Raw genomic sequence first — 21,123 nt, 5'->3', positions numbered from 1 at the left:
GGACCTGGGGGCGGAAGCGGGTCAGGCAGAGGCGGAGGAAGCGTCTTCCCCCTCGGTGCCGGCGGCCTCCTCGTAGTAGTCGTTGACCTGCTTGATCATGGCGGCGACGGTGCGCATGGACGGGTTGGCGGCCTGCAGCGCCTTGTAGTCCTTCTCGGACAGCCAGGAGGCCAGCAGGGTCTGCAGGCTGAACCCTTCGCCGTATTCCTCGGCGTGGTTGAGCATGGTCAGTACGTGGTCGGCCTGCTCGAACGGAAGGTCCTGGATGGCGGGGAAGGTCACGTACTTCGACTTGCCGATTCCGACGCGGAAGGGTTCGGGGGAGGTCTCCGCTTCGATGGCGGAGATCTTGGACAGGCTCGTGGTGACCGTGATCTTGTCAGCCATCACTTGCCGCCCTTAGCATCGGTCTTGGCGGGCTTCGGGTCAGCCTTGGGGGCCGGGTCGGGGAGTCGTTTCCATCCCTGTGCGGTCAGGGTGACGATCTCGGTGGGGTTGTTCGTGGTGATCTCGACGGTCTTGTCGTCGATCGTGTTGGTGAAGGTAGCCATGTTGTTGTTCCTTTTGGCGGTGGGTCAGTTGCCGGCGGAGAAGCCGAGGGCGTCCTTGTGCTTGAGCGGGCCGGTGCCGCCGAAGTAGTGGCGGCAGGGGGTTCCCAAGGTGGTGTCGGTGAAGACGTTCAGGGTCAGCTGCAGCTGGACGGCGTCGGAGGAGTTCCAAACCTCTTCGGGCACCTCGGCGAGCTTGACCAGCGGGTAGCCCTTGCCGACCAGCCACTGGTCGGAGGCGGGGCCGTCCTGGGAGACGACCAATGCCCGGAACTCCTCCTGCATGGGCACGGGCGCCTCATCCCAGTGGATCTCGCCGGTGGTGGGGTCCTGGGTGGCGGAGGACAGGTCCACGCCGTAGATGAGCTGCTGCAGGTTCTTCTTGAGCGTCTCGTAGACGGTCACCTGAATGGACTTGGCGACCTGGGTGATGTCGGAGCGGACCGGCTCGATATAGCCGAGCGCCTCGACGTCCTCGGTAGTGGTGTCGGCGGCGAACGTGTAGCCGTCGGGGGTGACCAGGCCGACCGGCCACCACTCGGTGGGCAGCTGCACCAGGCTGGTGGGAGTATCCATCAGCTTCTCCGGCAGCGTGGCGCTGGTGGGCGCCAGAAACATAAGCGCCCCCTTGGTCTTGCGCACCAGGTTGCGGTTGTCAGAGGAGGACTTCAAGCTGTCGAACGTAGGCACGACGTTTCCTTCCAGTTACGTGGATCAGATCGGTTTAGAGGAATCGGTGGACGACGCCGTAGACCGCCGCAGCGGTGTCCACGGTGTCGGTGTAGGGCTGGCCGGTCGGCAACGACTCGGCACGCACCTCGTCGATGTAGCCGGCCGGCGTGTCATGCGGGCCGCCCACGAGCGCGGCGTGTGCCAGCTCGGCGATAGACACGGCTGTCGGGGCGCCATCCGTGGTGGGGGCCTGGGCGTAGACGATGGCGCTGATGCGGTCCAGCCGGTCAATGTCGGTCTGGGAGCCGCCGCCGGCCGCGGCCACATGCACCACAGGCAGATGGTCCAGGGCCTGGACGGTCAGTACCCGGCAGGTAGCCAGAGTGGTGCCGTCACCGACTGGCAGGCCCTCCAGGACCGCACGAACCATCTTCACAGGATCAGAAGACACGGGCGATCACCTCTTCTTGGCGGCGCGGGCCGCCCTGGTACCGGCTAGGGCGCCGAGCATGTGCTGCCCCGGTACGACGACCCTGTATCCCTCCACGCCAGGCACGGCGGTACCGAGGTGGCCGAACTCGACGGCGGCCGCGTGCTCGGCGTCGGAGATGATGCGGGCGCCAGCGCGCACCGACGTTCCGCCCTTGCGAGTGCGCACCACCGTCTGGGAGGACTCAACCCGCCACGACGCCGCAAGCGCGCCCGAGCGGTGAGGAGTCGCGGCCCGCACCACAGGCAGCATGTCCTGCGCCTGGGCGAAGATCGCCGTCCCCATCTGGGAAGAGGCCAGCAGCCGGTCCAGGCCCGCATGGTTGAGCACCATCCGTGGAGAGGGCACGGTGATCACACCTCCTGATGCCGACGGGTCATGGTGACGGCGACGCCGAGCGGCCAGTGGGACGGGGACCGGTCCACCAGCCACGAGCCGGCCAGCGGGTGAGGTGCAGGGACAGTGATCACGTCACGGTGGTGGATCTGCACGCCGGGCGGTGCGTAGAGCGTGGCTGTGTCCTCGGAGCCCTCGGGCGGGGCCAGGCTCCCGTCAGCGGGCTGAGCCGCCGACGACGGGACCACCACCACGCCAGCAACAATCGCGGGCGGGTCGGCCGGTGCGAGCATCCCGTCGGCAGTGCGCTGGGACGGGCCGGTGACCGTGACGTCGGTGCGCCAGGAGTCCGGCAGCAGATCGAGGATGCTCCTCACGGCGTGCGCTCCGAGACCAGCGGGGCGGAGACCATGTGCCGCCGCCACGGGCGGAGCATGATCTGATCCTGCCGAGTCAGCCACACGCCCCCGCCCTGCGAGTCCACGGAGAACCCCTGCGAGGTGGCCAGCGGCCCCGTGGTCACAGACATGGTCGCCAGCCCCACAGGCACATCACCAGGCCGCGACAACGCCCTGGAGATCATCTGCGCAGTCACATACCGGACCACGCCAGAGGCGTCCTCCGGAGGCTCCTGCCCCAGGAACCCGCGAATCAGAGCAGCAGCGCCTACAGCCAGGTGGGGCACGGCCGCGGCCTCGCTGTCAGTCAGCGCCCGCCTTAGAGCGGCCGTGACGTCGGCCAGCAGATCCGCGTCCACCGGCTCGGGCTCCTGCGCCATCGTCCCCCACCTCCTCAACGTCGCGCTCCTCGGCCTCCTGCCAATCCGCGAGCGCGGACAGGATGGTGTGGAGCCGGTGGCCGGGCGGGTAGGAGACCTGGGCTCCGGTGTGCCGGTGAACGAATCGGGTCATGGTGTCTCCCTGTGGTCAGGCGGCCGGGGTGACTGCGCCGACGGGGTTGCGGGTGACGGCCTCGGTGTTGTTCTGGGCGACGATGTTGCGCAGGCAGTAGGCGTAGCGGGCCTTGAAGCGGAGGGCGACCATGTCCTTCTCGGCCAGGTTGATGCCGTTGACGGTGGCCTGGTCGAGGAACTTCACGGTGATGTCCTGGCGGACGCCGATGCGGACTGCGGTGGAGTCCACGATCAGGGCGGTGGCCTTGGTGGCGTCGAAGACGGGCTGGTCTCCGGCGACGGTGCCGCGTGCCCACAGGGTGGTCATGCCGGCCACCTGGTCGGTGGCGCCGGGGTGGCGGACAGAGACGGCAGGTAGATGGGGGTGCCGTCAGTGTTGCGCAGGTTCGCCAGCTGCATGCGCAGGGAGCGGCGGGCGATGAGCTTGTCCGGCTCGAACTCGCCGTCTCCGATGACCAAGCCGGCGTTCTGCAGGATCGCGCCGACCAGGTCGGAGGCCGGGTCGGTGGCGGAGATCTGGGTGAGGTTGCCGGAGGCGGTTGCGGCGGCGAACAGGTCGGGGTCGGTCCAGGTGGCGGGCTTGTTCACGCCGAACAGGACCGCGGCGTCCAGGGCGTAGCCCATGGCCTGGCCGCCCAGGCGGGTGATCTCGCCCAGGATGTCCTCGGTGGCGTCGTCCACGACGTTCTCGTGCACGGGGATGATGACCGCGACTTCCTCGGCGACGAGGGTCTTGTTCGCCCAGGAGAACTTGGAGGTGGGCTTGGTGCCCTCGTCCGCGGTGGAGTCCTCAGTGACCCAGTTGGCGTGCGGGATGGTCGCAAGGACCGGCAGCCGCTCGGTCTTGGTTCCCATGGACACAGTCGGGAAGGCCTGCAGCACGATGGAGGAGTCCACGGCGGCGTTCAGGAAGTCGGTGGAGTACGCGTCCTGGATGAGGCCGGCGACCTCGGCGCGCGTAATGTCAGCGGTGGGCATGATCAGTTTGTCCTCTCAGACGGTGAATAGTTGGATCGGATCGGTCGGTATTGGTGGGGTCATTCGGCTCCGCGCATGCGCCGCAGAGCAGCCGCGGCGGCGGCCTTCGGGGACGGCGGCTCCTGCTGTGGGGATGACCCCGACCGCAGGCCCGGCTGCCGCAGCTTCGGCGCGGGCTTCTTCGGCGTGGTGGCGTCACGCCAGGCGAGCAGAGCCTGGGCGGACGCCTCCAGCTCCTCACGAGTCGAGCCGGTCAGGGACTCCGCCGGCACACCAGTGGAGGCGGACACCTGCAGGGCCAGGCGGGCACGCTCAGAGTCCGCCAGCTTGGACTCCAGCTCCGCCGTCCGCGACAGCGCCTGCTCATAGTCGGCCGGCAAGTGCGCGGCGACGTAGGCATCCGCCGCCTCCTGCGAAGTGATCGGCTCAAACCCGCCAGCAGGCGCCGACGCGTCAGCAGAGGCGGTGGGGGTGTCATCAGCCATGTTGGCGTTCTCCAATCTTGGGCATGAGAAAACCCTCGTCCGAAAAAACGGCCGAGGGTTGAGCAGATATGGGCAACGTTTGCGAGGGTATGACGAAGGCGGCTGGGCTACCCGCAGCACGGGAAATCGTGCCATGGTGGGACGCCTGCCGCCTTCACCTACAGGATAGCTGACTTCGCGTGACGAGTCACTACACTGTCGTGATCGATTACCAGAACCTCTACTAGCCGCGACTGTCCCTTGAACCGTCTCGCGATCTGTGATTTCGCGACCGAGTCATTGAGTCCACAGCGTCGCAGGTCGATTGCCATTCTGTCGGCTTGTCTCCGCGCCTTCTTGAACTGGTCTGCAATCGTGCTCTTCTCAGAGCTTCCCTCAGGGCTCTTGAACTCCCAGACAACGCCGTCGATCTCAACATCAGGGTTCTTCACCCCTGGGGTGTTGTCAATCATGCGGAACACTATGTTGTAACCGTGCTCGGCAAGGGTGTCCGCGGTGCGTAGCTCATGTGCTGCGACGTCGAGCCCATCAGGGACGGTCACAGCCCCAGGGACGGTAACCCGCGGGACTATTGCCGCCTTCGGTGTGAGTCCGTCGTCTTCCAGACCGTCCAGGTACGCCTTGAGTTGGGCGCCGCTGGGCCTCGGAGATCTTCCGCTTGGAGGCCGTGTACTGGTGGACGTTAACCTCCTGACCGCCGTAGGCGGGGGCGGCGGTGCACTTGCAGTGGTCGTGGGCGGCGAAGCGGACCGAGTCTGCGCCGTAGACCTCGCCACGGCCGGCCAGCATGTTGCAGAACTTGCAACCGCCGTGGCTGATGCGCCGCCAACCCGTGGCCCGTGGGTCTGCTGCGGCAGATTGCATGACCGTCTGCCGGTCCGCGTCCCGTACCCGAAGTTCGCCGGCGGCCTTGACCGCCTTGGAAGCGTCCCCGCATCGCGGCCTCGGGAGAGATCCCGTCGCGGATGCGCTGCTTAACGCCGGCGGGGCCAAGCGCGTCCAGGGCGGTCTCGATCTCCCGGATGACCACGTCCGCCTGCAGACCGGGCCGGAGAATAGTCATGCCCTGGCCGGTGAACAGGCGTGACCAGTCCTGGCAGAACTCGGCGGCGATGTCGGCGGCCTTCTCCTGATGGGACGAGACCACCTCCACAGCATGCCGCAACCAGTCGGCCCGCGTCTGGTCCAGACGGTCCAGGTCCAGCAACTGCCAGGTGACGTCCATCTGCCGGTTGAACTCCACCAGAAGCTCATTCAGCGCCCGTTCATGCCCGGCCTGCACAAGCTCAGCCGTCAACCGCGCCGGGCGACGATACAGCGCCACGGCCCACTACTCCTTACCGGTGCCCGCCAGCATGGGCGGCGCCGCGAGCGCGGTGATGCCGTCGGGGGTGTGGTCGACGTCGAGGCGGTCGCGGATGGCCTTGACCTGCTGCTGGGTCATACCGGGCACGAGTGGCATCAGGAGGTCGATGGGGACGCCCTGGGAGGAAAGCTTGGTGATGCCGTCGATGATCCCGCCGAAGGAGCGCGCCTCGGTGTCGCGCCAGATGACCTCGGCGCCGTGCGGGACGGTTCCCTGACCGGAGGTGGTCTCGACGGCGAGGTGCAGTGCCAGTTCCCAGGACTCGCCGAAGGCACGGCGCTTGGCGTCGAGCTTGCGCTGCTGGGCGGTCTCAGCGGCCCACAGGGCCTCGGCGGACAGGTTCGCCATCTGGCCGGTGATCTGTGCGGGCGAGATCTGGGCGACCTGGGCGATGTGCTCGACGATTTCCCGGAGCACGGCGTTGTAGGGCTCGACGCTGGCTGCTGGCAGGGCTGTTGCCTTCACGTCGGTGTCCTCGAAGGTCCACACGCGGGAGGAAGATGCCTTGAGGACTTCGTTCTCGCCGGCGGTCCAGCCGCTAATGACCTTTTGAGGGAATGCGCCCGAAGCGGGAGACGATGTGCCGATCGAAGTTGACCTCGTTCAGGGCGCGCTGTGAGGCGATCAGCGGGGCGACCTCACCGATCGGGCCGGAGTCGGCGTCCCCGCCGTTGACGAACCGCACCACCGGGCACACCGGGGTGCCGTCGTAGGTGGCGCGGTGCGGGAAGGCGGCCTCGTCGTCGATGACGGCGGCTGCAGCCACGTGAGACAGGGACGCGGTCTTCGTGCGGGCAAGGTCTGCGACGGTGCCGAGGTCGAGCGGGTAGACCCACTCGTCATCCATCAGGGCGCCCCGCAAGCGCTTCACTCCGCCGACAGTCTGGACCCACACTTCCATAGCGCACACCGGGAACGGGGACACGTCGTCGTGCGCGTAGAGGGCCACGAGCTGGCGAGGCGAGCGGGGCAGCCACTCGACCGGGCCGTCGTCCATGAGCGGGCGCAGCACCAGGTAGGAAAGGCCGTAGACCAGGGCGGGGCGGTGGACCTCGTCCTGGCGGGCGTCCATGCGGGCGCGCTGCCAGAGGTCCCAGCCGGCCGCGTCCGCAGCCTTGTCCGCAGCCCGGTAGCCCACCACTCCCAGGTTCTGGGCGAAGGTGTCCACAACCATGCCGATCACGTTGCGCTTAGCGACCACCGCCAAGTGCTTGATCTCCGACTCGGCGCCCTTGGGCACCTCGGGTGTGCCCGCCTGCCCGGTAAGCCACCGGCGCAGATTCTCGCACTCGGCCAGGTCCCGGCGGCGGACCGTGAGCATCTGGGTGATGCTCTCGCGGATCTGGGCCTCATCCATCACACGACACCACCAGCCCCTCAGACTCAAACGAATGTTGCGCGGTTCGAGCGGCGCTGGGAGATCCGGTCAGACATGGCCCCATGCAGGGCCAGGGTGCAGGCCACCAGCGGCGTGATATCCGCTGCCGCGTTCTTCCGATGCCACGCCCACGCATCACCGAGCGACCGCTTCCGGGCCACCGCGAGCGCCGAGTTGAGCACGGGAGTGTCCAGGTGGCGGAGAGTGTCCTCCATGACGGCGTCGTAGAAGGAGCCGCAGGCGGCGGCCATCTCGGCGGCGTCCCGTGGTAGTGACTTTCAGCCCCTTCTTCTGCAGGGGGCTCGACCAGGGATGCGGCGGGGCCGCGCTTGTCCGATCACGACCGTGCGGATGCGCTGGCGTGCGTAGATGCCGGCTACCCGGTCGACGAATCCAGCCGACGTTGTTGCGGTTGTCGATCACCTCAACGTGCCAGCGGCCGTCCGAGCGTTGGCCGGCGACGGCCACTGACCCGGATTCGCCGGCCCGGCTGCACGTCCACGGCGAGGGCGAGCCGGTCACCGAGGGTTGGAGGCCATGTCCGCGCAGCGGAGCCAGTAGCCGGCGGTCGATGACGGCGTTGGTTGAGACCTCGTCCCACATGCCCAGGCGCTCTCGGGCGAAGCCCTCTTCGGACAGGTCGCCGCGCTCGTCCCATGATGGTGTCGCGGCTGATGCGGATGCCGTAGCCGGGGTTGGCGGTCGCCCAGGTCTTCTCGTCGTCGTAGTCGGCGTCGTTGGGGGCGGACCACTCGGCCCAACAGGTCGTGGTCGGAGGACCCGGACAGGGCCGATGCGCGGAAGCGGCGGAAGATCTCGCCATCAGCCTTCGGGCCGGGCGGCGTGCCGGTGAGGATCAGCTGTGGGTTCTGCTGGGGGCCGGCCGCGTTCGTGGACCGCAGGGCCTCCATGGCGTCCTCGCCGAAGTCCTGCGCCTCGTCCGCCACGATCGTGTCCACCGTGAACCCGCGGGCGGAGCCCTTCGAGCGGGCCACGAACTCCACGCTGCCGGCCGTTGTCGAGCACGATGGCCTCCTGGCCGTTCGTGCGGCGGATCTCCACGACCTTGGCAGCCAGGTCCGGGTACTTGCGGGGGTTGTCGAAGAAGGTCAGCAGGCGGCGGAACGCCTTGCGGGCGGTCTTGACCTCGTGCGCGGTGTGCAGGAAACGCTTCCCCGATCACGGCCATGCCGTACAGCTCCCGGGCCTCGATCACGGCGTTCTTGCCGTTCTGACGAGGGACGGACAGGCCGCAGCGGGAGTGAGTCCACAGGCCGTTGGGCTCGGTCGCGAGCCAGTCGGACAGGACCATGGCCTGCCAGTCGTCCAGTTCCAGCCCGTAGGCGGCGGCGATGTCGGCGGCGTCAGCCCCGTCCAGGCGGGACGCCCCGTCGGCGGCGACCCTCAGCCGGGGAGTCTGGGCGCCGATCACGGCGCCGGGCAGCGAGTTCGTCAAGGGGACTGGCTCACCGCCTTCTGGCCGGCACCCTCCGACGCTTCAAGGGCTGCGATCTTGTCCATCACGGCGGACAGCTGGCGGCTGATCGTCGCCACGCCCGCCGGGTTCGTGCCCGGCTTGATCAGGTCCAGCTCCTCAGCCAGACGACGCCGCTGAGCCCGCAGCACACGCAGCCGATTCCCCGACCGCACAGCCGACTCAAACGACCGAGACACCGCCCATCACCACCCCGATTCCGCTAGCCCGACGCCAGGAGCAGCCGAGAACGGCCACCACGGCCACATGCGCCGGGAAAACGGCGAAATACCAACGAAAACGCCGAAACCCGGGAAAACGGTCGGGGGGATGGAAACCAGGGTCGGGGGGAGATTGGTAGCATTGCCGGGCCTGCTACCGGCTGGGCCGAGGGGTCATCCCCCTCCCGACGGACCGCCCGGCCGCCTTAGGGTAGCCTTACCAGATCCGGGAGGTCCGGAACGGCCGCCGAAGATCCCGCTTCCCGATCCCACGAGAAGCATTGCACGAGCGATGAGCCGGGCGAAGATTCTCCAGCTCGTCGCCACCACCAAACGCGGCTGGAACGACGTGATCCGCGGTGTCCGCGCCAGGTCGCCCGCAGATCCAGCACACGTCCGAGATCGCGAGCAGCTTCGCGCCGGTTCGCGCGATAGCGGCGATTACCAGTCCGGGACACTCACACCACCAGACCTCTCAACACTGATCAGGGCGCACGTGTCCCGCTGCACCCAATTGTGCAATCTGATCTGCCGTCTGTCCAACACCACCAGCAGGCTGGGCGCGCCGACCACGCCGCCACCCCACCATGTGCGCAGCAGCCTCCACCTCCAGTACATCCCCCCAGGCCACCCACACCTGCCGCCCCACCCGCTGAGAGCGCACCTGCTCCCGCCTGATCCACGACCGCAGCGTCCACCCAGACAACCCCGGCACCCGGTCCAGTGCCACGATGGTGGGGATCCACTCGGTGCCGTCCGGGCCGACCACGCCGGTCACGAGGCCGCCTCCGCGGCGGTTTGGGCTCGGGCCAGAGCCAGGGCACGGGTGTGCTGCCAGTCCTCCTCGCCTAGCGCCTGCCCGCAGGCAGGCAGGGTGCACCGCACGGTCGTGGACGCGCCCGCCGTCGAGGGCGGGATCACCACCAGCGACAGGCAGCCGCAGTGCGGGCAGCGCACGTTCGTGACCCGACGCTCGGGCTCGGCCATGGGCCACCGGGCCAGCGCCCGAGCAGACGCCGTAGCCAGATCCGACAGGAGATCCCCGGCCCAGGGCTGGGCGGTGACCCAGTCCAGGTGCGGGGCCAGCCACTCCACCAACGATGCCGTGGCGTCGGGCGTGGTGGGGCCGATGGGCTCGGCATCGCCGTCGGCGTCCGGCTCGGTCCAACGCGTCAGCCCAGCCGCAGGAGCAGTCACGCTACGCTCGGCGGCCACCTCACCACACCAGGAGGCGACCATGGCGTGCAGGTCATCCACGGCGACCAGCGGAGCCGGGTAGAGCATGCCCTCACCCGGACGCGCCCCCGAGCTGCCGGTGTCGGTGTGGCCCGACGGCGAAGACACCGACGGGGCAGCCATCTCGTGCAGGTGATCCACCAGGCCCGGCAGGCCCGCCACCGTCGAGGTCAGGCGGCCCACACACCACGAGCACAGACAGGCGCCGTCCTCAGCCGGACGTGGCAGGCACCCCCGGCACTCCACCACCTGGCCCGCCCGGTCCGTGGCGGTGCCGTCACAGTCCGGCGCGTGCATGCCACGGATTACGCACCCGGATACGCATGTGGTCATCGTCGTCTGACTCCCTTCCCGCGCTTGCGTATGCGGGAGCCGGAGACAGCTGTGGGAGGGATCCGCTGCGTGCGACGGAGTGCGCCTCCCGGCCAGTCCCGTCTCCGGCCCACCCCGGCCCAGCCCTGCCAGGACCGGCACAGCCCGGCCCTGCCGGTCCCGACTCTGCCCGGCCCGTCCCGTCCCTACCCGACCCGGCATATCCAGATTCCGGACCCGGCGGATCTGCTGGGATCTGCTTAGATCTACTGATACCGGCCTCCGGCGTGTCTGGCTCCTGCGGCAGGGCCTCGTCGGTGTCCATCGCCGGATGAGCTGCCCTCCCCGGGCGGGCGGCGCCGGGGTCACACGCCGAAGCGTGGCTACCCGCGGACGCGCCGACCGACCCGGATGGAGCAGGCCCAGACTCTGGGATACCCGCGGACGCAGCGTGATCAGTGCTGCCGGGGTCACCAGCCGGTGTGGACGACGGCACGCTGCCCGGCTGGGAGCCGGGGCGTGCGCTAGCGCCGGCGCCGGGGTCACACGCCGAAGCGTGGCTACCCGCGGACGCGCCGACCGACGAAGACTGCGCAGGAGGCCGGGACACAACGGTGCCGGCACGCAGAGTTTTTGTTCCTGCCGGAGCAAGCTCCGGAGGCACCATCTGGTACAGGGCCAGGATCTCGGCGTGCTCGTTGAGCCACTCCCGAGTCCGGGGACTGTAGTAAGGGCGAGCCGGGGGAGGCAGCAGAGGCAGGACGCGGTCGGCCGCCCGCATCGCCTCTTCTCCCTTCAGCCCCTTGGAGGCGTTACCTCGTATGGAGTTGCACGAGGTGCACGCGACTACCTCGGTCTGCCACGAGCCGGCATGGCCAGGCAGACGATGGTCGTAGGTACCACCCTTGCCGCCCTTGCGGTCACGCCAGTTGACAACTTTGCCGCAGTACCGGCAAGCGTCGCCGTCCCGGTGACGGACCGGGACCGTGATCGGCGTAGTTGCTGTTGTTGTTCTTCCGCTCCCGTTCCCACGCGACCTCCTCGGCGGTCTTGAGATGGAAGAACTCCGGGTCGTCGATCAGCCGGAACAGTCTTCTGCCCGACTCCGAGTCGGTCTCCAGCTGCCCGTAGCCTGCGAACTGTGCCATGTCCAGCAGACGCTCAGCCCGCGAGCGCGAGCCGGCGACCTGAATGCAGGTTGAGAACATGACCACGTAATCGGTCAGGTACTGGGCGCTCATAGTCGCCAGGCGGCTCATGAATCCGAAGACCTCGTCGATGGAGGACTCCGTGGCGTCCGGGTGTTCGGCTACCGCCAGGACGATGGGGTGCATCGCGGCGGTGTCGGACATGCGCAGCCAGGCCACAGGCGGGTCCTCTCAAACTAGACGGGCGAAGGATGAAGAGCGGAATGCGCGAGGCCGCACGCGGGCGGGCTCCGGATGCAGGCTGAGGGCATTGGTCAAGCCTCTTGGGACGGGGTGGCGCGTTTTCGACCGCCACGCCCCCGTCGGCGACGCCGCCGGCGACGAGACGGGGCAGGCTGGTACGTGGCCTCAAAAATGTCGGGCTTGCACGGGTACAGCTCGTCTTTGACGCCCTTTATCAGCCAGTCTCCGGGGCTGGCCAGCATATTGCCCTCCAGCGTCTCGACGACTAGGTAGCCGTCTGGCGTTGGAGTCAGGGCCATACCCGTTTCAGCGGCCCACATTTGAGTGATGACGTTGCATTCCGGGCTGCCGTCCAGCTGCACAGCCTCGACGACAACGGGGCGCTTGACATAGCGGCCCGGTTTGGCACTGCTCATAGGACGGCCCTCCAGATGACGATGACCAGGGCCGCGAGCGCGGATAGGAGGACGGCGCCCAGGCCGGTGAGGATGAGGCCGCCGATGACCCGGCCGACCGTGTATGCGGGGCCTTGGCTGGTGGGCTCGGGCGGGTGGAGGTCTGCCATGTGGGGTTTCCTTTCTCTGAGGAGAAGGGACTGGACGATGTAGTAGGTGATGAAGGCGCCTGCGAGGTAGACGGCGAAATGCAGGAGTTCTCTCGCGATGATGGCGGTCATGAGGTCTTCCGATCGATTTAGAACGGGGGCTCGTCGCCGAAGCTGGTGTTGCCGCCGCCGGTGTCCCAGGGGTCGTCGGCCTGGGCCGGCTGCTGCTGGGGTTGGTGTCTGCTGGTATATGGGCTGGCATGATTTCCGGCGGTTTGCCCGCCCTGGCCGGGGCGGGTACGGGTGACCTGGGCTGTGGCGTAGCGCAGGGAGGGGCCGATCTCGTCGACTTGTAGCTCCACCACGGTGCGGTTCTCGCCCTCGCGGGTGGTGTAGGAGCGCTGCACCAGGCGGCCCTGTGCGATCACGCGGGTGCCCTTGGTCAGCGTCTCCGCGCAGTTTTCGGCGGCGTCGCGCCAGACCTGGCAGCGCATGAACAGGGTGGTCCCGTCACGCCACTCCTGGGCCTGCCGGTCGAAGATGCGCGGGGTGGAGGCGATCGTGAACGAGGCGACCGCCAGCCCCGACGGCGTGAACCGCAACTCCGGATCACCCGTCAGGTTGCCGATCAGCGTGATGACAGTGTCGCCGGCCATCAGTCCGCGTCCTCTCCGGTGTCAGCTACCTGCACGAGGGCCCGGGTTGCCTCCGCGACCCGCATGGCCCGGACGATGAGCCGGCAGCCCGGCGAGGTGCGCGGATCAGCTGCGTCGAGCTCGTCCAGCCGGGCCGCGAGCGTGCGGATAGCCTCGGTGGGGACGACGGACAGGGCCTCCCAGTCGTCGATCCGGTCATAGGAGAGGCTCGCGGACACGTGGGCCTCGAGCTCTGGCAGGTAGTAGGCCTCGCTGCCGTAGCGGACGGCGATCTGCCCGGCGATGTCTCCGGGCTCCTCTGCCCATCCGTCCAGGACGCGTACGAGCGTCGCGGTCGGCCACAGGGGCTCCGGCTCCCGCAGACGCTCCGGCTCAGGCGCCGGGTCAGAGACGATGACCCCCACACGGGCGTACTCCTGGTACCGGACCGGCAGCCCGCCACGCGTGGCCACGACGATGTACGGACCGTCGTCACCTAGCGGGTCGACACGGCTGATGCGCGTGATCTCCCGGCTGCCCAGCTCGTAGACGCGCATGCCGGGGGCCAGATCGGTAACCAGGGTGGGGCGGATGATGATGGTCTCGGTCATGATCAGTTCTCCTCGGGGTCAGTGGTGGGCGGGTGGGGTGCCAGCTGGCGCATGGCCCACTCGACCTCGGCGGGGGGCTCACGTCGCGGCCAGATGGCGAGTTCGGCTGCGAGCTGGTCTGCTGCCTGCTCGCTGATCTCTGGGTAGTACTCCCACACCCCGCCGCTGTAGATCTCCAGCAGTGTGCGGGTGTGGTCGAGCAGGAGCGTGCGAAGTGCCTGCCAGTAGTTGCGGGGGTCCCCGTCCTCGGTCGGCTTGGGTCGGTCGGCCAGGGCACGGGCCAGCCATGCGACCGCCATGGTCGCGGTCTGCACCAGCTCGTCGACGAGGTTGCCGCCGTGCCCGGTGGGCGTGTCGGCGTCCGGGGTGAGGGCGCGAGCGACCTCGCCTACCTCCTCGCTCAGGATCGCCGCCCGAGCGTCATCCGACATGTCGGGGTGGTACGGGGTCATCCCCGCATGCTTGCTGTGGGCTCGGTCGTACTCGGCGCGCACACGGTGCCAGATCTCCTCCTCCGTGAGACCGGAGGCGTCCACCGCCCAGGCGACAGTCCACCTGGCCAGCTCCGCCAAATGTTGGGTGTAGCGCCAGTGGACAAGCGCTTTGGCCGCGAGCTCGTGCAGCGTGCCCAGCCGCTCCGCGTTCGAGGCCCCGCGGAAAAACACTCTCGGATATCTCGCCGGGTGCCGGACCCAGGTGATCGTCTCGGCGATCGCCGTCGACGGCTCCGAGCTGAACAGCGATGGCGCCGACCACATGTCGGAGTGTCGGGTCATGACCATGTCCCCTCTCCCAGGTCGAAGACAGAAACACGGAATGTGTAGGTGCACTGGCCCCACCGTGCGGGGGACAGCTCGGAGGATGCTTCCAAGTGCGGGCCAACCAGGTGCCGGGTGTCGTCATCCGGGAGCAGACCCGCATCCACCAGCCCGTCCACAATCGGCTTGACGGTGGGCATGAGGTTGTGCGTGTCCCGCCGGCGGCGATCTGGGAAGAGGCTCTCGATCACGATCCGTGCCCGCTCCAGCCTGGGGGCGCGCGAGAACCGGGCAGTCTGCTCCGCCATCGTCCGGATCGTCTTTGCCCGCGCATGGCGGTGACGCCAGTGCCGGTGGTCATTGGCGGAGATCACCTGGTCAGCGCCCCAGCACTATGGCCGTCTCCCACACCGGTGCGACATCCGAGGCATAGGGGTGAGTGATCACCGGGTCTCACCCCTGACCAGCGGTTCCTGGTGCAGGTACCGCGTGTAGTACTCGACCCGGCCGGGAGCGACGTCAGGGGAGTCCGGCAGATAGTCGTGGCTTATGTAGTCGGCAATCTCGGCCAGGACGGCGGCGGCCGTGCGCCGCTCCCGACCCTGGGCCGCGACGACATCTGACACGGAGTCCTGGTCGTACGGCTCGGCCGGCACGTCTGCCGTGTACTCCCGGTCCTGCCCGATGTCGGGCTGCACGGTGATGGCGATCCTCATGCCGCATCACCACCCACGGGATCGTCGCCGTCGCCGTCACCGTCGGCGTCGGGGTCGCCGTCTGTGTCCTGCTCGTGCAGCCAGGCTGACAGCTCCGTCACCATGGCGTGAGCGGACTCCTCCGTGGCCTCGCCGCCGACCGGGGCACCGTCCAGCAGGAGATCCATTAGCGCCGCGACGGCAGGCCCGTCATAGGCCGCCTCCGCCGCAGGGACGGCGTCCGTGGTGCCGTACACGCGTAGGCAGCCGAGCACCACCAGGCCCGCCGCCTCGGCCAGGTCCCCGTAGGCGACCAGCCCCATACCCGTGGCGGTGACCCGCAGCGGCAGCGCACCCAGCGCCCGAGCGGTGGGCGCCCAGCGGGCCAGGGTCTTGGGCAACAGGCTGCACGTGGTGCGCACAGCCAGCGGCTGGGAGCAGGTGTGGGCGATCATGGCGGCGGCGTCCACGCGCTGCTCGTCATCGGTGGGGCCCCACTCGCCCATCGCGGCCACCCGCACTGTCCGCCCCACCAGCGTCCCCGAGACGTCCGTGGCCTGGATACTCCGCCCGTCGGCGGGCACATCCAGCCGCACCGTCTCACCACCCACTCGCCTGAAAACGGCGAGGACGGTTTTGGCCGCACCCTGGGACAGGTCCAGCTCCACCCGGTCGATCACCCTGGCGCCTGGTCCGTCGCCGTCGATCACGACGGCGTCGTCAGCGTCCTCCAGCGGCACCGTCGCCATGATGGCGGACTCGGAGTCCGTGGCCAGCAGACACAGCCGCATACCAGCGACATCCAAGACGACGCGCAGGCGGTCGCAGCCCGGCCCGGATTTGTCTGTCCCCACATGGGGGATGGTGGCCGCGAGCGCGGTCAGCAGGTCGGGCATTGGGAGGGTTGCGTGCAGCATCACCCCCAGCGGGGCAGGCGCAGTGGCAGATGTCATGATGGGTCCTCCTGGTCGAGTAGTGCGAGTAGTGAGTCGGTGCCCTGCCCGTCCGGCACCGATGCCGTGTGGGTCAGGCGGTGGTAGGCGCCGGCGCAGGCCCGGCACATCCGGGCGTCCTCCAGCGCCCCCTGGATGCGCTCCGGGCTAGCGGGGCGGACAGCCTCGGCCACGTACGGGATGCGCAGGTCGGGGGTGCACAGGCGAGTCACGTCCCGGTAGGTGCCCCGCAGGCGGACCACAGCAGGGCCGGGCTGGCCCAGGTGGATCACCGGTAGGGCCGGGGAAGCCAGCACCAGCAGCTCCAGCTCAGGCGCAGGAGCGGGTGTGGGTGTGGTGGTCATGGCGTCACCGCCTCACACTCAGCCGGGGTGATCCGGGACAGATCAATGTCGCGTGGGCTGATGCCGGCGGCCAAGGCCAGCAGCACGTCCGCGTGGCAGGGCTCGTCCAGCGGGCACCAGCACGCCAGATCACGGCCCGCCAGGGCCTCCACGATCATGCTGGTGAGAGGAGATACAGGGGCGGTCTCGGCCGGCAGCAGCACCAGGTCCCAGCGCACCCACGCCAGGTACGCCGACACCGCCTCCCGCCTGGTCTGCGGCCGGAGCACGGCCTCACTCCGCCCCGGCACGCCCAGCAGAGCAGCCGCTCCAGGCTCGGAGACCACTCGGTACTCGCCGCCGACGGCGAACGGGCTACCCCACCGGGTGGGGCGCCCGACGTAGACCGCCCCGTCGGGCATCCGCCACCCCGCCTTGCGCCGCCGCTGAAACCGCCGGGGGCTCATGCCGCCACCCCCACAGCCTCGGTCTGGTCGGGCTGGGCTGATCTTGGCTCGTGCCCCAGTACCCGAGCCTCAGCCTCGGTGGCGGGCCGGACCGTCAGGGTCAGCAGGATGGTCGCACCAGTCCCGTGGCGCACGTTGCGGCGCGGCCGAGACATCGCCACCAGGCCCTCCCGGCGGAGCTGGTCCGCCAGGTCAGCCAGGCACTCGATCTCCTGCTGCACCATGGACATGTCGCCGGGCAGCATCCGCCACAGCCACGTCACCTCACGACCCAGGGATGGAGATGCCACCATGGCGTCGGTCTCCAGGCCGGCCAGACGCCGCAACGACAGCCCAGCCGACCGAGGCACGCTCCCAGAGGCGCGGGCTACGGACTCGGCGGCCTCCGCCGCATGCTGCACCCGCCGGCACTGATGGCACATGCCACGCCCCGAGTGCGCCACAGTCCCCGACCAGCCCGGCTCACTGGCAGCCCGGCCGGCAGGCCGCATCGGCCGCTCACAGCCTGCGCAGGGGATCGGGCCCCGGGACCAATCCAGACGCCGCTGCACACGCGTCCCCATCACAACTCACCCCCAGGCAGGTCCAGGCGCAGGTACTCGGCCGCCGCCACCGCGGAGGCATCACCCTCACGGGCCAGCTGGGTCAGCATCTCCCGCACCCGCCGAGGCGATATCAGCGCATCAGCCAGTGTCATCAGCGCCGATCCCATCCACCCCGATGGGGCCACCAGCTCGCAAACCATCCCCGGCACACCGTCGCCACCCTCGGCGTCGTCGGCGCCGGTGCCGTCCGTGACCGTGGTGGCCTGCCCGCCAGGGGTCAGCACCATCCGCAGATGAGCATGCGGCACGGCATATATCCGCTCAGCAGCCGCATCCGTCTCATGCTCGACCGCCCTATCGACGATCCGCGCGGCCGCCGCCAGCACCTCCTCGACTCCACCGTCCTCGTGATCGGTGTCCTCACGGGCGGTCTCCGGGGTCGGCGCCGATGCCGCAGCGCCGCCACCACCTGCCGGACCATACGGGACGGCAGCAGCGCCCACATCCGCCGGGGCGGGCCCGTCACCGGCCATGATCATCAGGACGGCGCCCAGGCCACCCAGGCCCAGGGCCAGCAGCGACAGCCCCGACATCACCGGCGCACGGCCCGTGACAGCCAGCCACGCCTGCACACAGCCGACCAGCACGCCGACGCACAGCAGGCACGCCCCCACCGCGATCCTCCGCTCCACACTCATCGCACCATCGCCTCCTCACGGGTGGCTGCGGAGGCAATGCGGGCCAGGTACTCCACGCACGGGCACGGCTCGCCGGCCATGTGGTGGTAGCCGTCGCACCGGTCATCAGTGCACCCGCACCGGTCACCCGGCCACCGGGCAGTGTCAGGACCGCAGTGGTGGGCCACGTACTGGCGCACAGTGATCCCCTCAGCGGCGATAGTCGCGCGGGCGGCGCGAGACAGGCCAGACACACGAGCAGTCATCGGGCCGGCACCTCCTTCACAGCGTTGTCGTCGGTCGGGGCCAGGCGGAGCACGGCGCGCACCACGTCGACCAGTCGACGTCTTTCCGCCTTGTGGCGGGCCTTGTAAGATTGGGTTCGAGCCATCGGTTTTCCTTTCACTTGCTTGGCTCACCGGCCGCCGGCAGATACGTTGCTGGCGGCCACTCTTTTCTTGGTCAGATGGCGTAAAGGCGTCGCCGGCGACGGCGAGACGAAGACGCCAGACGCGCGGGCACAGCGAGGCGACCAGACCGAACCATGTCAGTGACCGCGTCGATGTCCTCCTGCCTCGCAGCAGCAGCACGACGGGCCTCAGCAGCCGCAGCAGCCGCCTCCACGCGGGCCTGCCTGTAGGCATCCAGATCCGCACGACGCACACGCCACGGCCCCCGCTCACTCAGCTGATAGGCCGGCAGCACGCCCGACGAACACAGCTCCGTCACCCGCTGCCGCGAGCAACCGAGCACCTGGGCGACCTGCACCGTCGTCAGATCCGGCTCCAGAACCTCACTCACCGCACCTCACCCCCATCCGGGACGTCACTGGTGGGGTGGGCGGGGCCGGCGCAGCTACGAGACACCAGCCCCGCCCCGCACCCAGCGCCGCACAACCGGCAGGAGTCAGGCCGGCCGACGGCGGTGTGCACCTCCTCGGCGGTCTTATCCCCATTACCCCGCGACGACGCCGGGCCCTCAGCCGCCACGTCGCCGCTCACCGAGGAGGCGGCAAGATTTTCCCGACCCGGGGTCGGGGCCTCCTCGGTAGGCTCCGAAGCACCAACCGACCCGCCGGCATCGGAGCCGACGGCGGAACCCACCGAGGAGGAGTCATCGTGGACGCGTCTCTCGCCATTGATGCCGTCAGTACCAGCATCGGCGCCGGCGGCCTGCTGATCGCGACCCTCGCCAATCGTCGAGCGAAGCAGGCCAACCGACAGGCGGAGATTGCCAACGATCTTGCCGCGCGTAGCCTCGCCAAGGCCGAGGAGGCAAATCGCATCGCTGAACAGGGAAACCAGATAGCAGGCGACGCGAACGCGGTCGCACAACGGGCGCTGGCCGCACAGGCGGACACCGTCAAGTACTGCTGGCGACTCAAGATCGACAGCGACCTTGCCGTACTCGCTGTCAACGACAGCGCTCACACGGCGCACCAGGTGACCGTCATCGTCGACCGTGACGGCCACGTCGAAGCAAGAGCTCAAGCCGATCACTGCCCGGCTTTCGGTGAGCTCCCACTCGACCTCACGAGCCTGATCGAGCAGGAGATCGAACAGGAACGACGGGCCGCCGCCGCAAGGGCATGTGCCCCCGACGGAATGGTCTTCATCGGCAGACAAGCCCGCCGCATCAAACTTCGGGTCACGGTCAACGCCGTCACCGACGCCGGAGTGCCGCACAGCGACGTCAGCGAGGAGATCCTCGCCATAACCGACAAGACGGCCAAGGTCGCCCGGAAGCGCTGACATCACGCGACCTCCTCGTCGCCGGCGAGCCGGCGCGATCACAGCGGGCTGAGTCTCCGAGCGGTCTCCGTCCGCCGCTGCCGGCGACTCGGACTTCCCAGCCGGCCCGGTCTCACCAGCATCTGGGGCCTCCGTCGTCTGCTCCTGCTGCTGGCGCTCCAGTTCCCGTCGAGCATCCGCATCACGCGACAGGGTGACCAGATAGTTGTCGATTACTCCTTGCAGCCAGCCCACCGTCTGGGCGGCCCCGGAAACCTGCTCATCAGTCGCCGTCCCCAACTCGAGCATCGGCAGCTTCGGCTCCTCCGACACCTTGAGACGTCGGGACTCGCCTAGCTCCTCATCCCACACAGACATCACGCCACCTCCTCGTCGGAGGAGCGGTGCGTGGCCGGGTCCTCGTCACCGGACAGGTGCCGGGCCGCATCCTCCAAAGACCAGCACGAATCGCACGCCTGCTCGTGGGCCAGCAGAGCCTCCGCCGGCACACCCGCGAGCGCAGCACCCACACGCTCGACCGCGGCGATGCCTTGCGCCTCGACGGCGGGGGACGGGCCGGAGGCGGCCACGGATTGCGGACGCCTGCTGCGCCGCAGTAGTTCCCATCCAGGCACGCCGAGGGCATCACCGATAGCCACGAGCTCGCCGACCTTGAGGTCGGCATGCTCGTTCAGCCGCAGGGACAGGTACGGGCGTTTAAGCGACACTTCGTCCGCGAGCGCGGTCCCCGTGATGCCACGGCGCGCCATCTCGGCTCGGATCTCGGACGCGACCGACATCATTCCTCCTCCCGTTCGCGATTGCGAACACCTGAAAGAATGATGCTCGCAATCGCGAACGTTGTCAAGAGGGATTGCCAGGCGTGTTCGCATGTGAGAACATCACGATATGGGTAGCAGGTCGATTGAGCAGCACCCGGCCGATGTGAGGGTGTCTGAGGCGCTCGGAGGCGCACTGGAAGACAGCGGGATGAGCTTGCGTGAGCTCTCGCGCAGGTCTGGTGTGCGGCTTACTCGTCTCGGCGACGTGCTCCGCCGTGGTCGAGCGATGACAGTAGGCGAGCTGGAAGCCATCGCGGGAACGCTCGGCCTTGATCCGGTGGAAGTGCTGCGCGAGGCGCAGGAGAGAGCCCGCGAGCGCGAGCGTGCCCAGGTCGTGCAGCTGGGGGAGCGTCGTCCTGATTGGCCGGAGGAGCTGCCGCCGGAGTGGGAGCTGGCAGCGCAGATCCAGCCCGGGGCGGATGAGGAGCTGGCGGAGACGACCGGCTGGCGTGACGACCTTGGTGAGGAGTCCCAGGACATCCCCTACGAGGAGGACTGACGAATGGGCGGCGATGATGCGGCTCGTCACGCTGACAGGACGTG

At 68.8% G+C, this 21,123-nt stretch carries 40 protein-coding genes; 2 read left to right on the top strand and 38 right to left on the bottom strand.

Annotated features, from left to right (window positions below):
- Positions 1–21 precede the first annotated feature (21 nt).
- The 37 genes from CWT10_RS11355 to CWT10_RS11185 form a co-directional block, all read right to left on the bottom strand.
- The gene (locus CWT10_RS11355; protein WP_103061588.1) at positions 22–387 is read right to left on the bottom strand and encodes a hypothetical protein; all 366 of its coding nucleotides are present in this window, start codon (positions 385–387) and stop codon (positions 22–24) included.
- Positions 387–551, bottom strand: coding sequence for a hypothetical protein (locus CWT10_RS16820; RefSeq protein ID WP_158247566.1), 165 nt, complete (start codon positions 549–551; stop codon positions 387–389). The genes CWT10_RS11355 and CWT10_RS16820 overlap by 1 nt, the downstream gene beginning before the upstream one ends.
- A gap of 24 nt (positions 552–575) precedes the next feature.
- Positions 576–1,238 (bottom strand): hypothetical protein, encoded by a 663-nt coding sequence (locus tag CWT10_RS11350; protein ID WP_103061587.1) that lies wholly within the window; start codon positions 1,236–1,238, stop codon positions 576–578.
- A gap of 34 nt (positions 1,239–1,272) precedes the next feature.
- Positions 1,273–1,671, bottom strand: coding sequence for a hypothetical protein (locus tag CWT10_RS11345; protein ID WP_128683451.1), 399 nt, complete (start codon positions 1,669–1,671; stop codon positions 1,273–1,275).
- A 6-nt stretch (positions 1,672–1,677) separates the two neighbouring features.
- Complete coding sequence (locus CWT10_RS11340) at positions 1,678–2,058, bottom strand: HK97 gp10 family phage protein (protein WP_128683449.1); 381 nt, start codon at positions 2,056–2,058, stop codon at positions 1,678–1,680.
- Between the two features lie 5 nt (positions 2,059–2,063).
- Entirely contained in the window at positions 2,064–2,423 is a 360-nt protein-coding gene (locus CWT10_RS11335) for a hypothetical protein (RefSeq protein ID WP_103061584.1), read from the bottom strand.
- Positions 2,420–2,824, bottom strand: coding sequence for a hypothetical protein (locus tag CWT10_RS11330; RefSeq protein ID WP_103061583.1), 405 nt, complete (start codon positions 2,822–2,824; stop codon positions 2,420–2,422). The genes CWT10_RS11335 and CWT10_RS11330 overlap by 4 nt, the downstream gene beginning before the upstream one ends.
- Positions 2,748–2,957 carry a hypothetical protein gene (locus tag CWT10_RS11325; RefSeq protein WP_128683447.1) on the bottom strand — a complete coding sequence of 70 codons (210 nt, stop codon included), beginning with the start codon at positions 2,955–2,957 and terminating at the stop codon, positions 2,748–2,750. Before CWT10_RS11325 ends, CWT10_RS11330 begins: the two co-directional genes overlap by 77 nt.
- Positions 2,958–2,972: 15 nt before the next feature.
- Positions 2,973–3,266 (bottom strand): hypothetical protein, encoded by a 294-nt coding sequence (locus CWT10_RS17060; RefSeq protein WP_218937319.1) that lies wholly within the window; start codon positions 3,264–3,266, stop codon positions 2,973–2,975.
- Positions 3,263–3,937: a phage major capsid protein gene (locus CWT10_RS11315; RefSeq protein WP_128683445.1), complete on the bottom strand. Its 675-nt coding sequence runs from the start codon at positions 3,935–3,937 to the stop codon at positions 3,263–3,265. The genes CWT10_RS17060 and CWT10_RS11315 overlap by 4 nt, the downstream gene beginning before the upstream one ends.
- 59 nt (positions 3,938–3,996) lie before the next feature.
- Positions 3,997–4,422 carry a hypothetical protein gene (locus CWT10_RS11310; RefSeq protein ID WP_103061581.1) on the bottom strand — a complete coding sequence of 142 codons (426 nt, stop codon included), beginning with the start codon at positions 4,420–4,422 and terminating at the stop codon, positions 3,997–3,999.
- Between the two features lie 158 nt (positions 4,423–4,580).
- Entirely contained in the window at positions 4,581–4,964 is a 384-nt protein-coding gene (locus tag CWT10_RS11305; RefSeq protein WP_128683443.1) for a CdiA C-terminal domain-containing protein, read from the bottom strand.
- Positions 4,951–5,415 (bottom strand): VG15 protein, encoded by a 465-nt coding sequence (locus CWT10_RS18120; protein ID WP_483396344.1) that lies wholly within the window; start codon positions 5,413–5,415, stop codon positions 4,951–4,953. The genes CWT10_RS11305 and CWT10_RS18120 overlap by 14 nt, the downstream gene beginning before the upstream one ends.
- A gap of 337 nt (positions 5,416–5,752) precedes the next feature.
- Positions 5,753–6,277, bottom strand: a complete 525-nt coding sequence (locus CWT10_RS11295) for a phage portal protein (protein ID WP_244936739.1) — start codon at positions 6,275–6,277, stop codon at positions 5,753–5,755.
- A gap of 49 nt (positions 6,278–6,326) precedes the next feature.
- Positions 6,327–7,145: a hypothetical protein gene (locus CWT10_RS11290; protein ID WP_128683437.1), complete on the bottom strand. Its 819-nt coding sequence runs from the start codon at positions 7,143–7,145 to the stop codon at positions 6,327–6,329.
- 26 nt (positions 7,146–7,171) lie between these two features.
- Positions 7,172–7,417, bottom strand: a complete 246-nt coding sequence (locus CWT10_RS11285) for a hypothetical protein (RefSeq protein WP_128683436.1) — start codon at positions 7,415–7,417, stop codon at positions 7,172–7,174.
- Between the two features lie 267 nt (positions 7,418–7,684).
- Positions 7,685–8,161, bottom strand: a complete 477-nt coding sequence (locus CWT10_RS11280; RefSeq protein WP_128683434.1) for a P-loop NTPase family protein — start codon at positions 8,159–8,161, stop codon at positions 7,685–7,687.
- A gap of 457 nt (positions 8,162–8,618) precedes the next feature.
- Positions 8,619–8,840, bottom strand: coding sequence for a hypothetical protein (locus CWT10_RS11275; RefSeq protein ID WP_128683433.1), 222 nt, complete (start codon positions 8,838–8,840; stop codon positions 8,619–8,621).
- A gap of 238 nt (positions 8,841–9,078) precedes the next feature.
- Entirely contained in the window at positions 9,079–9,255 is a 177-nt protein-coding gene (locus CWT10_RS11270; protein WP_233187960.1) for an HNH endonuclease, read from the bottom strand.
- Positions 9,256–9,336: 81 nt separating this feature from the next.
- Complete coding sequence (locus tag CWT10_RS11265) at positions 9,337–9,639, bottom strand: hypothetical protein (protein ID WP_103061576.1); 303 nt, start codon at positions 9,637–9,639, stop codon at positions 9,337–9,339.
- Positions 9,636–10,394, bottom strand: a complete 759-nt coding sequence (locus CWT10_RS11260) for a hypothetical protein (RefSeq protein ID WP_128683431.1) — start codon at positions 10,392–10,394, stop codon at positions 9,636–9,638. Before CWT10_RS11260 ends, CWT10_RS11265 begins: the two co-directional genes overlap by 4 nt.
- Before the next feature lie 935 nt (positions 10,395–11,329).
- Positions 11,330–11,776 (bottom strand): hypothetical protein, encoded by a 447-nt coding sequence (locus CWT10_RS11255; RefSeq protein WP_168190769.1) that lies wholly within the window; start codon positions 11,774–11,776, stop codon positions 11,330–11,332.
- 95 nt (positions 11,777–11,871) lie between these two features.
- Positions 11,872–12,216 (bottom strand): hypothetical protein, encoded by a 345-nt coding sequence (locus CWT10_RS11250; protein ID WP_199176281.1) that lies wholly within the window; start codon positions 12,214–12,216, stop codon positions 11,872–11,874.
- A complete protein-coding gene (locus tag CWT10_RS11245) occupies positions 12,213–12,476 on the bottom strand; it encodes a hypothetical protein (RefSeq protein ID WP_103061573.1) in 264 nt (87 codons plus the stop codon). The genes CWT10_RS11250 and CWT10_RS11245 overlap by 4 nt, the downstream gene beginning before the upstream one ends.
- A gap of 17 nt (positions 12,477–12,493) precedes the next feature.
- On the bottom strand, positions 12,494–13,000 hold the full coding sequence (locus CWT10_RS11240; RefSeq protein WP_103061572.1) for a single-stranded DNA-binding protein: 507 nt from the start codon (positions 12,998–13,000) through the stop codon (positions 12,494–12,496).
- The gene (locus CWT10_RS11235) at positions 13,000–13,590 is read right to left on the bottom strand and encodes a hypothetical protein (protein ID WP_103061571.1); all 591 of its coding nucleotides are present in this window, start codon (positions 13,588–13,590) and stop codon (positions 13,000–13,002) included. Before CWT10_RS11235 ends, CWT10_RS11240 begins: the two co-directional genes overlap by 1 nt.
- 2 nt (positions 13,591–13,592) lie before the next feature.
- Entirely contained in the window at positions 13,593–14,366 is a 774-nt protein-coding gene (locus tag CWT10_RS11230) for a nucleoside triphosphate pyrophosphohydrolase family protein (protein WP_128683428.1), read from the bottom strand.
- Positions 14,363–14,656: a RusA family crossover junction endodeoxyribonuclease gene (locus CWT10_RS11225; RefSeq protein ID WP_128683426.1), complete on the bottom strand. Its 294-nt coding sequence runs from the start codon at positions 14,654–14,656 to the stop codon at positions 14,363–14,365. The genes CWT10_RS11230 and CWT10_RS11225 overlap by 4 nt, the downstream gene beginning before the upstream one ends.
- 135 nt (positions 14,657–14,791) lie before the next feature.
- Positions 14,792–15,064: a hypothetical protein gene (locus CWT10_RS11220; RefSeq protein ID WP_103061568.1), complete on the bottom strand. Its 273-nt coding sequence runs from the start codon at positions 15,062–15,064 to the stop codon at positions 14,792–14,794.
- Positions 15,061–15,996 carry a hypothetical protein gene (locus CWT10_RS11215; RefSeq protein ID WP_103061567.1) on the bottom strand — a complete coding sequence of 312 codons (936 nt, stop codon included), beginning with the start codon at positions 15,994–15,996 and terminating at the stop codon, positions 15,061–15,063. The genes CWT10_RS11220 and CWT10_RS11215 overlap by 4 nt, the downstream gene beginning before the upstream one ends.
- Entirely contained in the window at positions 15,993–16,340 is a 348-nt protein-coding gene (locus tag CWT10_RS11210) for a hypothetical protein (protein ID WP_103061566.1), read from the bottom strand. The genes CWT10_RS11215 and CWT10_RS11210 overlap by 4 nt, the downstream gene beginning before the upstream one ends.
- Positions 16,337–16,786, bottom strand: a complete 450-nt coding sequence (locus CWT10_RS11205) for a DUF4326 domain-containing protein (protein ID WP_103061565.1) — start codon at positions 16,784–16,786, stop codon at positions 16,337–16,339. Before CWT10_RS11205 ends, CWT10_RS11210 begins: the two co-directional genes overlap by 4 nt.
- Positions 16,783–17,208: a hypothetical protein gene (locus tag CWT10_RS11200; RefSeq protein WP_128683425.1), complete on the bottom strand. Its 426-nt coding sequence runs from the start codon at positions 17,206–17,208 to the stop codon at positions 16,783–16,785. Before CWT10_RS11200 ends, CWT10_RS11205 begins: the two co-directional genes overlap by 4 nt.
- 140 nt (positions 17,209–17,348) lie before the next feature.
- Entirely contained in the window at positions 17,349–18,029 is a 681-nt protein-coding gene (locus tag CWT10_RS11195; RefSeq protein WP_103061563.1) for a hypothetical protein, read from the bottom strand.
- Positions 18,026–18,274, bottom strand: a complete 249-nt coding sequence (locus tag CWT10_RS11190) for a hypothetical protein (protein WP_103061562.1) — start codon at positions 18,272–18,274, stop codon at positions 18,026–18,028. The genes CWT10_RS11195 and CWT10_RS11190 overlap by 4 nt, the downstream gene beginning before the upstream one ends.
- Entirely contained in the window at positions 18,271–18,399 is a 129-nt protein-coding gene (locus CWT10_RS17685) for a hypothetical protein (protein WP_269843693.1), read from the bottom strand. Before CWT10_RS17685 ends, CWT10_RS11190 begins: the two co-directional genes overlap by 4 nt.
- Positions 18,400–18,470: 71 nt before the next feature.
- The gene (locus CWT10_RS11185; RefSeq protein WP_103061561.1) at positions 18,471–18,809 is read right to left on the bottom strand and encodes a helix-turn-helix domain-containing protein; all 339 of its coding nucleotides are present in this window, start codon (positions 18,807–18,809) and stop codon (positions 18,471–18,473) included.
- Positions 18,810–19,126: 317 nt separating this feature from the next.
- Between CWT10_RS11185 and CWT10_RS11180 the strand changes: the two genes are divergently transcribed.
- Entirely contained in the window at positions 19,127–19,759 is a 633-nt protein-coding gene (locus CWT10_RS11180) for a hypothetical protein (protein ID WP_103061560.1), read from the top strand.
- 356 nt (positions 19,760–20,115) lie between these two features.
- Here CWT10_RS11180 and CWT10_RS11175 read toward each other — a convergent pair whose 3' ends face one another.
- Positions 20,116–20,541, bottom strand: coding sequence for a helix-turn-helix domain-containing protein (locus CWT10_RS11175; RefSeq protein WP_103061559.1), 426 nt, complete (start codon positions 20,539–20,541; stop codon positions 20,116–20,118).
- A gap of 106 nt (positions 20,542–20,647) precedes the next feature.
- Here CWT10_RS11175 and CWT10_RS11170 point away from each other — a divergent pair, with 106 nt between their 5' ends.
- Complete coding sequence (locus CWT10_RS11170) at positions 20,648–21,079, top strand: helix-turn-helix domain-containing protein (protein ID WP_103061558.1); 432 nt, start codon at positions 20,648–20,650, stop codon at positions 21,077–21,079.
- The last annotated feature ends 44 nt before the right edge of the window (positions 21,080–21,123 follow it).

The organism is Actinomyces qiguomingii, from assembly GCF_004102025.1.
GTDB lineage: Bacteria > Actinomycetota > Actinomycetes > Actinomycetales > Actinomycetaceae > Actinomyces > Actinomyces qiguomingii.
The sequence above is the reverse complement of the archived record's forward strand: the minus strand, read 5'-3'. Positions and strand labels throughout refer to the sequence as shown.